The sequence below is a fragment of the Xenorhabdus entomophaga genome, from assembly GCF_037996725.1.
GTDB classification, from domain to species: Bacteria; Pseudomonadota; Gammaproteobacteria; order Enterobacterales; family Enterobacteriaceae; genus Xenorhabdus; species Xenorhabdus khoisanae.
In genome coordinates this window covers 1-11,750 of sequence record NZ_JBBMXH010000120.1, presented here as the reverse complement: position 1 = coordinate 11,750, position 11,750 = coordinate 1, and the positions used below count along the sequence as shown (strand labels likewise).

Genomic DNA, 11,750 nt, shown 5'->3' with positions numbered 1-11,750 from the left:
GGTTTTACGGCAAGCATAACAGTGATAACGCGGATGCCCAGTGCGCCCTTTTCCATGCCCTTTAACCTCTTCAGTTTTGTGACAGTACCGACAAACCACATCAACTTTAGCCATCTCTCATCCATAAAAAAAGTGGGGAGTTTATCATATTATCTAATCATTGGGAGCATGACCCTCTGCCCACACATTGGAAAAACCCACTTTGTCATCCATGACAAAGTGGAAATGAACATGATTGTTATGCTTCGGATTCATTATGACGCGCTGAGGCGTTAAAGAAGAAGTTATTAAAAGCCCGTTTAAAACCGCTCCAGGTAACCCGGCTAGCGGCATTGGCAACGTCCTCCCCAACGGCATGATGAGCGGCCGCAGCTGTCCCGCCAATGGCTGCACCAACCCATTCACTGGGTGTACGGCTATAAGGCAATAATACTTCAGAAATATTTCTTCCTACACTTTCTCCTATCATTCGGCCAAACCAGCCCCTGGAACTGACAGCATGGGAAACGGCAGAGCTAATGCCTCTTCTGAGCAGTAACCGGCCTATAAACCGATAAGGGCCATCCCATAGATTACCAATGAGCCTTCCCCATCGAGCACCATACATAGCGCCAATCGCTGCCCGTTCACCAAGCTCAGAACTTCCCTGATGGCGGCCAAGTAATATTCCGCCAATAATTGCGCCTGATAGTGCCCCTAACCGCTCTGGCGCGCTGACATTACCGGGCCTGAGCGTATCCAGCGTACCTTGTCCGGCGGGTGTGGCAATACTGATAGCCATGCCCGTGTTATGTTCTCCGGCTAAAGCCATTAATCCTCCAACGGTAACCGCTGTTCCTACGGAAATTGCTGTACCTGTCGAAGAGCTGTTAAATAGTGCAGACGTAACAAGCGATGTGATAGCAAAAGCGCCTATCTGAACGGGAACAGAACGTTTACGCGTCAGATAACTTAAAACTTCCCCAATTTTTTCTGAGATGTTGTTCGCGAAAAACCCCATCACCGCCCCGGAGACAAAACCACCAATTGCAGCCCCGACGATCCCCCAAGGCGTCGCTCCCGCAATCGTTGCAGCCTTAACCCCCAGACTTGCCATCCCCACACCCAAAACAAAAGTTCGCAATCCTCGGTTTAATTTCAAAAACGTATCAAAGGAAGCGCCTTGTTCAAGAAGATGTTCTGTCGTGATGTTGACTGCCCGTCGATAAGCTTTTTTCCCTATCCAGGCAAGGACTCCCTGACCGGGGAAACGGCCATCAGAATCAGAAAAAACGATGGGATTATTCCTGCACATTCTGAACAAATTGAGACCATCGACCTCACCGGCAGGATCTACACTCAACCATCGCCCTGTCCACGATTGATAATAACGATAGCCGTAGTAATACAACCCTGTTACATCCCGTTCTTTGCCAGAATAACGCACGGTTTTGTAATCCGCTTCTGACTGACTTCGGGCTGCCCACACGGCAGTTCCCCCATAGGGGTAATATTCTTCCTGACTAATGATCTGCCCGTCACTGTCCAATTCCAGCCCGCTGCTGCCAATCAGGTTGCCATAACTGTAACGCAGCTGATCATTGCTGATATCCGCCGGTTTGCCGGTTTCCCAATGCAGCACTCGGACTTGTGCCTGACCCGCTTCACCCACAGTGATGACCTGCAAAAACTCTTTTAATGTATTGCCGCTATATGTCGTGCGCCATTCCAGCTCTGGCAAATATAATGTTCGCTGTATTTGCTCACTGTTACCTGTCTTCTGAATATGAGTCTTAATCACACGCTGACTGTCTGCGTCATAGCGGTAGAATTCCTGATCAGGCGTCGTATTTTCCCTGTTGACCAATATCACTTGTTGTAATTCGTCACGGGGTGTCCAGCAAAGATCCTGACCGGGAACAAGCCGGGTCTGATGTCCGCCGGGGGTGAACAACATATCCACCTTAGTGGGATCTTTCGCCAGCTCCTCCAATACAGCCCGGTTGCTGTGATCTGAGACTGTCATGTTCGTTGTGTAGTTATTATCAGTGATCGGTGAATTATGGCGAATTCTGGTCAGATTCCCCCCACGATCGTAGTCGTAAGTGCGAGAGTAATTAGTATAAGTATTGTTATCAATCAGAGCGGGGATGGGGAACTGGTTTTTTTGTCGGCCAATATTCGCCATTTCACGCCCAGTGACGGAAACCAGTTGGTACAGGCTGTCGTAGGTGTAAGTATTTTCCGGTACAATTTTCTGGTTGCGCCAAAAGCGGGTAATTTCAGCATCGTTAGTTGATTTCAGCACATTTCCGACAGGATCATATTCATAACGCAGATTCTGTAAAATTTTCTCCCCAGCGGCATGACCAGAAGGACGTTCTGTTTTTATACCAATAATGCGTTGCGTCTCGGGTTCATGTGTATATGTGGTCACTATCCCGTTACCATGTTCCTCCCGTAGCTTCTGGCTGGCAGCCGAATAGGTCAGGGATTTCACAATAACCTGTTCTTGTTTCCCCCTCAGCGCCAACCAACTGCCTTGAAGCAGACCGGCCACATCATAGGCGATACGTTGCTTGTTTCCGGCAGCATCTGTACTCGTTAATACCGTTCCGGTGGCATCTGTTGTGCTGACAGAAGTGAATTTTTCCGGCGCCAGCACGTTTTTCCAGCCAGATTCATCCATACCTTGCCAATTTGCTTCCCTGTCATCTTTCAGTAATTGCTGTGTAATGGACAAGGGTATGCCGGTTAACGATATGCTGTTGGTCTGATTCATTCCGGTGGGATCATAGTGGACCACGCACTGCCCGGCCAGATTGTTGCCTTTTTCTGCCGGAGTATTTCCTGACCAGATCAATCGCTCTGTGATACAGGCGTTCTCTCCTTTTACCTGCTCGGTAATACTTAATAAGCGTCCCGGCAAGTTATCACTTTCATACTGAAACGTTCGGCTAACGCCATTGGCGCTGACAGCTAAAACGGGACGCCCGGCAACATCATGCAAGGCAACACTGGTTCCGGCATCCACACTTTGCGTACGCAGTACTTTCTTACTGAGTGATGACAAGCGAATAAGATTTGGTGTAATGGCGTTCTTGTCACTCGCTGTCTGTTGGCGTTCATAAAATCGCGGATCAATACTCTGGGTCAGCGCACCTTGGGCATCATATTGATAACCGGTGATACGTTCATCTGTTACCTGAGGGGTATCGGGGTGCCGATACCAAGCTATTTCGCGTACTGTCTGACCACGGTTGTCCAATACAGTGACGGATGGCGTATTACTGTGAACGAAATTCTTCATAATTCATTCCTAAATGAAGTGATGCATGTTCAGCGAACAGACATCACTGAACTTTATGCTGTCATTTCACCGGCAGTGTCATTTTCATCTTCATTCACCACAAACCAGGGCGTGAATAAGGATCGACGTAACCCGCCCTTAGCGGTGATAACCTGATATTCACGCCCCAACGGATCATAGCAATGGGTATCGGCATACAGGTCCTGCCGGGCACTGTCATCACTGACGTACTGCCAACTATTCAGGAAATACGGTTGATACATCCGCAAAGCCTGCCCTTTTCCGTCATATTCTGTACGTCCGGAAACTGTCCAACGGAAATCGGTTATCGCCGTTTTAGGCTCACCATGACTTTCAGCCACAATGGCTCCGTACTCATCACGTACCCAGGCTTCCCCACTTTCATGGCGTACTGCTGTTTGTAATGTTCGCCCAAAGCCATCACTAAACGTAACCGTTTGACGTAATTGTTGTTCCGGATCGGCATCATAGCGGTCGGTAATTACGCTCAGGATATGGGGTGGGTTCTGTGAATTGACTTGCATTGGCATGGCAGCAGCAGGGTTATTTTGTTGCCAGCGGCGAAAAGCAAGCGACAGGAAATAACCATCTTCAGTGATGATCCCAGCCGATTTCAGCTCTTCATAATGAGAAAAGTTGATCTGATTAGAAAAATCGACCTGAACCATCCAGCTCAGAGGGACATAAACCATCAGTCCTGCAACAGGTATACCGGGTTTCAATGCCAAGGCATCATCCACCGTTGTGGGGACAATAAAGGGGACAGTTTCATTTTCCTGCGGGGTATATCCTTGTCTTTCACCGTTTTCAGTCCCCCAGAAACGGAAGCTGGTTACTCTCCCCAGTGCATCAAACGTTACGGTGTGATAGTTATCATTGATATCTGTGGTGTTATCCGCAACCATGAATCGATAATCGTAATGCGCTTGCATACGCAGACCAGCCGCATCTTCTGTCGCGGTGATAACACAGTAATGGCTATCCCACGTCACTGTCGTTTTACCTGTGAGCTTGGTTTCCCGTTGCACCAATGGCCGATAGAATCCGTCTGCATTGGCGTATTCTGTGAATTCCTTTTGTCCCACCCAGACACTGAAATTTGCATTTTCACTGAACGGCACATTTACAACATTCCAGCCAGCATCATTCAGCTGTTTTGTCAGCGCCTGCTCATCCATGACCTCCTTAAAAGCCGCCAGCGATCGTTCATCAAACTCTGCGGTTTCAATGTATGCCACCAGCGGAGGAATAGCGGGCCGTTCTTCCGGACCGGTATATGCCACACGTTGGTGTCCCAGATAATCGGCTGCTGCATCAGGCAACAACAATGCTCCTGCACCTGTAGCAGCAAACCATTCAAGGGAAAATCCACCGTCCGGCACTTTATCTGCATGATAAATACATGCGTCACTGCGTGAGGTATCCATCAGCCCGGTGATCCACGTATTATCATCATGATTCAGATGATGATAGGAAGAACGCTGGCGTGTCAGACGAAGGCACATCTGCTGTTCGTCGTAACTGCTGGTGAAAAGTGTTTCGGGCAGGGTATCCGGATAAGGCGATAACTCAGTCTGTGGACGTCTCGGATAGGCAATCTCGACATTGTCCTGCGGAAATCCTAACGCATCAGATTTAAGGACGATCTTTTGGCTGCACTGTGGATCGGTAGCAACCCGTTCATATCGGTATTGGCGGGATTCGGCCACCGAAACCAGTACCGCAGGAACGTCCGATGCCATAACCGGTAACAAACGTACTTGGGTGCGGGATTCATCCACTGAATAAGGTGTACTGGCCAGTATAGAATCATCATCCCCATACAACTCACTCCGTAAGCGTTGTCCTTTTAACGCCCGAAACAACCAGTATTCTTCCTGTTCGTTCGGCATGATGGCGATATCATCACCGGATTTTTCGTCATAACGGGTAAAGCGTGGGGTAAAATGGGGAAATGCCTGTTGATCCCCCTGCCAATATTCAGTGGACAGAAGAATATCGACTTCTCGTACACCAGTGCTGTACCAATTAACCGTACGCGAAGGGGCCGGTGGTTCAGCATGTGCCCCCTGTGTCGCACTCGCCCGTGAATCAATGTCAGTTTGCGTCACACGCCCAAAACCACGAAACTCCCGTTCCAGACCATCCCAGGCACCGTGTGAGTAATTATAATGGCTCGTCAATCGGTTACCGGAAATTTCATCCAGAACTTCCGTGCGCCACAACACATGCACAGGGAACGGTAAGTAGCTGACAGCCGTAATCCCAGATTCAGAAGCCTGTAATTTCTCATCCAGCCAGAACTGGGCAGAGCTGCGATAATATAGCGTGGTTTCTGTTCCCATATTGTTATTGACGGTACTCAGCAGCCAAGGCTTGAATGTGGTCATATCCAATCGCCAGTGCTGCACATTCATATGGGGGACCGTCAGAATAATGCTGGCAGTACCTAATCCTTGTGTATCCGTTACTTGTAATCGACAAGTATTATCAAAATGTACCCCATCCGGCAGATCGATACGCTGAGGTTCAGCAAAACGATTGCCGCTTTCATTGGGATAGAGTTCAAGGTAAGTACTGCGGGCATAAATAAAATCGGTGGTGCCTGAGCCATCTATGTCTACCATATACAGCCTGTCGGGGTTAAAAGTTTCCCCGCTAATATGGAAGCCTGTCATAATCAGCGGTTCACCAAATTTTCCATGCCCCAGGTTCGGCCAGTAGCGCACGCTATTTGCCGTCACTTCCACCAGATGTGATTGCCCGGAGCCTGTCATATCACTGAATGCGACCAGATGACGCTCATTTCTGCCGGGAACCGGCAATGGCATATCTGACAAATGAATCACATCCTGAGCGCTATCCCACCCTGCCCGATTATTTGACCAGACACGTACACTATTTGGCCCGATAAGCGCTAAGTCTGGCAGACCTGCCCCGTCAATATCAGCCAGTTTTGCCTGTGGATGGAAATATTCGATTGGCACAGCGGATAATGGAATAAAAGGTGTCCATTCACCTTCCGGTGACATTGTGTGGTAACCCCGTAACCCTGTTGCAGTAATAACCCAATCCAGTCGCCCGTCACCGTTTATGTCCAACAACATCGCGCTTTCCTGTTGTGCTGGAATCTGTGGCAGTGGTTTCGCATCCTCATAGGTAACAACATTCGTTCCTTCGGCAGTGATATCCCGTATCGGAGCACGGTACCACCAGGCTTTATGAGCATCCTGATAAAGTACGCCGGAAATTCCTTCTCCATATAAATCAACCAGTTGGTATGGCTGCAACGTGTTCAGTTTTTCTAACTGCGGCATGGACTGCCAGTTCAGATTCACGCCATGATTAACACGTTGATAATCCATTTCCAGTGGGGACATCATCACCGGCGTACCGTCCGTTTCATGTGCCAATCTGCGGGCCGTTTGCAGTAAGGAAACCTTATTGTTCAGGTCATAATCCAGAATAAGGCGGGAAACCAGCGCCGGTGTTTCTTCTGCAACATTTTCCCCTGCCAGCGCTTTTAGCTGATGAAACATCAGAATTTGGCGACACAAGCGACGGGTTCGAATTTCAAACCCATATTCATAGCGGGAGAAACTATCCGGACGACAACGCCATTTTTCAGAAACATGGAATTCGGGTACAGAGTTCAGCGAAGATGAACGCTCACCGTAATCAAATACCAGATGAAACAACCAGTCATTGTCAGCAGGAATACCTGATTTTACAGCGAAAAAAGCGGTTTCCGACTGAGTATTGCCATAGCTGACTTTTGCCAGATAACGCTGGGCCGTAACACCTGAATGCTGAGCAAGTTCATTCTCATCACAGTCAAGATCGTCTTCTGCCCGATAGTGATAGTAAATATGTTCCCCGGTATGCGTGACGGTTTCCTCCATCAGCCAGCGGGCAATTTTGGTTTCATCTTGAGGATCAGCAATACGTGCATGGTGATGCTTACCGAACAGGTGCACTAAACCATCCGCCGTAAAAAGTACCCAAAAAGAAGTCTCTTCTTCACGTTTCTGCTGCGGCTGCCAGTGCTCTAAACGGACGATTTTTTCTGCCACACGGGACTGATAGCGGGTAACGATATACGGTTGTGTCAGAACAGTCCCCAACAGTGAGGTTGCGGTGCGTTGCTCTGGTTGCCCTTGGCTATCTGGCACAATACTCAACACTTCCCCATCCGGCCCGAGATACTCATCTTGTCCCGGATATTCATTTTGTCCCGTATAGTGTGGAACGCCCTTGGCGGTACGCAGACTGATAAAGCCAACCCCACATTGCCAACCCATCCCGAATGATCCATTGCCTGCAATACTGCTGTAATTAAGTGATAACACCGGCACCAGACCACGCCCGACAGAGACCGGTAAGGGCAGTGAAAATGACGCTCCCCCCTCCGCTCCGACAGCGTTGAATGCTTCTCCCATTCCTTTCAGTGATCCGCCGCCTGAGGGCAATGACGGTATTTCAAGTTTCAAAGGTGTTGAACCCTGCATAAAAACTCCTTAAACAGGCTCCCTCAGGAGCCTGCCTGTCACAATGTTTTAATTAGGAACGAATGGTGTAGCGGATATGCAGAATGATATCGCTCAGACTCTCCAGCAGCGCTTTCTGCCGATCAGTCGCATCCGGAAAACTCAACGTCAGGCTACCGCTGTCATTCACGGAAATACCTTCAAACGGCAGGTAACGGGGATCGTTGAAATCCAGCACAAATTGCCCGCTGTCATTCACGCCATGGGAGAGCGCAATGGCACTGCAACCCCGTGGCATGACGATGCTGCCGCCATAGTTCAGTACGGCCCGGATATCTTCATATGGGCCGACCAGCGCTGGTAAGGTGACACTCACCTGCTTCAACTGACGGGTACGGCCGAGACTTTCGGGATAATCACTGAAAATTTTCAGATCGGACAGCCGCACGGAAGCTTCTATCTGGTGGTTGCTGAGTTTCAGCTCATTACCGGTCGGGCCGGCGCTGCCTTTGCCGTCCCGGAGGAGCTGCGTGAGTTTTTCTGTCAGGCTAAAGCGGTCTGATGATAAGGCCTGATAGAACTGCGCCAGCGACACGGTACGGGTCACTTCCAGCGCCCGCTCATCACGCTCCAGCCAGGCTTTTTCCATTTCTGCCAGGTTCAGTAAGAGGGTTTCACCGGCCATTAAACCCGCCGTCGTACCGTTCCAGACACCGCCGCGGATAAAGGTCACACCGTTGTCGGTCAGTTCGCGGCGCAGCGCTTCCTGCGCCATCAGGCAGAAGGACTGGGCCAGGTCAAAGAACTGATAGTAGATGGCACTCAGTTTCCCGCGCATCCAACTGTAGAGGACTTTGTTCGTGAACTTACGCTGTAACAGTTCCAGCTGAGCCTGCGTCTGCGCCTGCTGGGTCTCCTGATATTCCACCTGCATCTGTGCGGCTTCGCGCCGGATTGTCAGGGCTGCCAGTTGGGCATCCATCTGCCTGACTTCACCGTCTGCATTATCACGCTGAATTTCCCACTCCTGACGGCGGCGGCGATATCCCTCTGAACGGCTGATTTTTTCCGCAGAGTATTGTGAAGCGGTTGCAGAAAGAGACAGCACAGATGCTGCGGCATGCAGTGGCGCTCCCCAGCGACTGCCCCCACAGGCAAAACCGAACACGTTTGGCGCCAGATCAGCCGCTCCTCCGGCGGTTGAAAGTACCTGCCCGGCCAGCGATTGGCTGGCTGCCGCATCAAACAGTGACATAGCCCGCTGCTCTCCGGGGTTAATATCTTCGTCATACAGCCGCTGATATTTCGCCAGACGATTCTGCGCACTGCGCCGGCTTTCTTTCAGTACGGTGATATCGGCATCAACTTCATCCACGGTCCGTTGCTGGATACGGATGCTCTGGGTCGCCAGCTCCATGCCCTGCCGAAGTAACAGTGTGGTGAGTTCATCGGCATCATCATGCTCTGCCATACTGAGCAAGGCAGCCCCAAATTGAGTCAATTGCCCTACCAGATTGCGGGCCCGTTCCAGCATCACCGGAAAGCGGTATAATGACAAGGTGCCTGTCGGCAATGCACTGCCGCCCTGAGAGGCCTGTACCATACTGGTGAGCAGCGCTTTCGGATCGGTAGGTTCAGCGTAAATCGCCAGCGACAGTGGCTGCCCATCAATAGAAAGGTTGTTGCGCAGGTTAAACAGACGCAGACGCAGGGTTTTCCAGTAATCGGTCAGCGCCGGGTTATATTCCGGCAGGAACAGACCGACCAGCGAGTTCGCGGTACGGGGCTGCGTGGGCACCTCCCCCCGGTCCAGCGCCGCAAGCTCCTGCTGATAGGCCGCCTGCACGGTCTGGCTGGCGGCTACGGAAAGAGACGGTGCCGCCCATTGACGACTGCCGTAGTCCTCCGGCTCATCACCAAGCAGTTCCAAAGCGCGCACATACCACATTTTGGCGTCATTCAACGCATCGCGGGTCAGTTCGCGATAGGCCATATCGCCACGCATAATCAGTTGATCCAGCAGGCGCATAAACGTGGCCACTTTGTAGTGCGTCGGGTCATACTGGGCAACGGCATCCGGGTCCACCGCATCCAGCGGATTGGCATTCCAGGACGTGGCCTCTTCCAGCGGGCGGCAGTTCCAGGTCCAGGGCGCGATTTCCCCGTTAACGATATAGCCGGCCGGATTGTAGACGTAGTTCATCCACTTGGTGGCTTCATCGAATTGTTTTTCCTGCAGCAGACGCTGGAAGCACAGCATTGGGGTGTAGTAGAACAGTTCCCAGTAATAGAGGGCGCAGGCACCGTTGAAATCCATCTGCTCGGTTTTTTGACCATCCTGTATCACCACCGCATCAAACATCGAAATGTCATTATTCTCTGGTCTTAATTTGACCGTGGTTTTGGCGTCGTCCGCATAGATAAAATGAGCGCCTTTCCCGCCGACATCCCCTTGTTTATCCGTGCGCAAAAACACCTTGGCTACAGCATTCGGATACACAGGATTATTATCAAGGGGAACAAACAGTCTCACGCTTAATGTGCTGTCAGTCAGCATGCCCGAATACACAACATGTGCGTTATCATCAACCACATGCTTTAGATTAAGGGTAAACTTCCGACTGCCACCGTGTGTATTTTTATCATACGGCGGCAGAACAAAGTCCGCGTAGAACCCCTTGCCGAGCTGGGGTTCCGGCAGTTGCTGAGTCGCCATGGTCAGGATGGTATCAATACCGGTATTCGCTTTGGCCACCAGTTGCGGTGCCAGCAGGGTGTTGAGGCGAATGCGGTACACCCCGAGCTGCATATACTGTGCGCCAACATCAGTATCATATAAATGAAGAATACGATTTGGAGAGTAATTTACTTTTTTTATCGTCAGCGTAGAACTCGCCTTTCCAATACTCTTTCCATCTTTATCTTTAATTTCAAAATAGACATCTATATATTCCACATCGTTAACAAATTTTAAATCTGACACATCCAGAGTCATAGAGTTAAATACGTAATCCATACCTTCAAAGCTAGGGTGCGGGAGTGTTTGAACTTTGTTTTTAGCAGTAAAAGTGTGAGTTTTTCCATAAATATGTGCAGAAAATAAAATGTTTTCCGCATCCACATTTGTATCAAAGTATAACCAGTTTGACGAAATAGCTACGGAAAAATAACCAAAAGGCACAATACTGTTCTCATTCTCAACACCAAAACCATAGTAGGAATATTCACATTTTTTAAAATCATCCTGACGATTTGAGCCAACAGCAAAATTTATTGTTGTCTCATTATCACGAATCAAAGACCAAAACAAAGGACTGATAACACCGGACTTACGCAAATATATTGATTTAGGATAATCTAGAGGAATATTAGCAATATCACTTTGAGTCGAACCAATAGTGTTATTGGTTGTATTATAAACACAAATAGGCCCATATATATTGGGGTATGATGTATTATCGATAGTTACCTCATCTGCAAAAATAAAAGTATGGCCTTGTTTTCCACAAGCCTTCATTGCAATTAATTGATAGCTTCTTAGCTTGTCATTGACTCGATAATTTAGGGTAAATTTCGAATTGTTTAGTGTAATAACTAAGCTCTCGCTTGAATGGACGTAAGATATTTGTGGTATTGATGCGTTGTCTATAGCGACAAATGAATTGTGATTAGATGAGGAATTCAACGCCAAAGAGCTAGGAATATCAAAATCCTGAGCAAGTTTATAATTTGCCCGCTTAACAATACGCACTCCATTCGATGGAATAGTATCGAAAGTATTTTTAATTATGGAATAGCGACTCAGTTGTTCCGCATTCATTGGATTGCAGGTACCATCCGCATATATATAACTTTTCAAAATGGTAGGAGTGTCAAAGAAACTCAGTCCAAATTTTGCGAGTTTTGATTTTCCAGAAACAAAAAGGCAAAAAAGAGGACTGAGTTATGCTTAT

At 49.1% G+C, this 11,750-nt stretch carries 4 protein-coding genes; all 4 read right to left on the bottom strand.

Annotation, left to right across the window (positions count from 1 at the left end; all coding sequences use genetic code 11):
- On the bottom strand, positions 1-114 hold a 114-nt coding region (locus AAC854_RS19170; RefSeq protein WP_340618507.1), incomplete at its 3' end, for an IS1 family transposase.
- A 124-nt stretch (positions 115-238) separates the two neighbouring features.
- On the bottom strand, positions 239-3,289 hold the full coding sequence (locus AAC854_RS19165) for an RHS repeat-associated core domain-containing protein (RefSeq protein ID WP_340618506.1): 3,051 nt from the start codon (positions 3,287-3,289) through the stop codon (positions 239-241).
- Positions 3,290-3,342: 53 nt separating this feature from the next.
- The gene (locus AAC854_RS19160; protein ID WP_340618505.1) at positions 3,343-7,818 is read right to left on the bottom strand and encodes a SpvB/TcaC N-terminal domain-containing protein; all 4,476 of its coding nucleotides are present in this window, start codon (positions 7,816-7,818) and stop codon (positions 3,343-3,345) included.
- Between the two features lie 52 nt (positions 7,819-7,870).
- Entirely contained in the window at positions 7,871-11,617 is a 3,747-nt protein-coding gene (locus AAC854_RS19155; RefSeq protein ID WP_340618504.1) for a Tc toxin subunit A-related protein, read from the bottom strand.
- Positions 11,618-11,750: the final 133 nt, after the last annotated feature.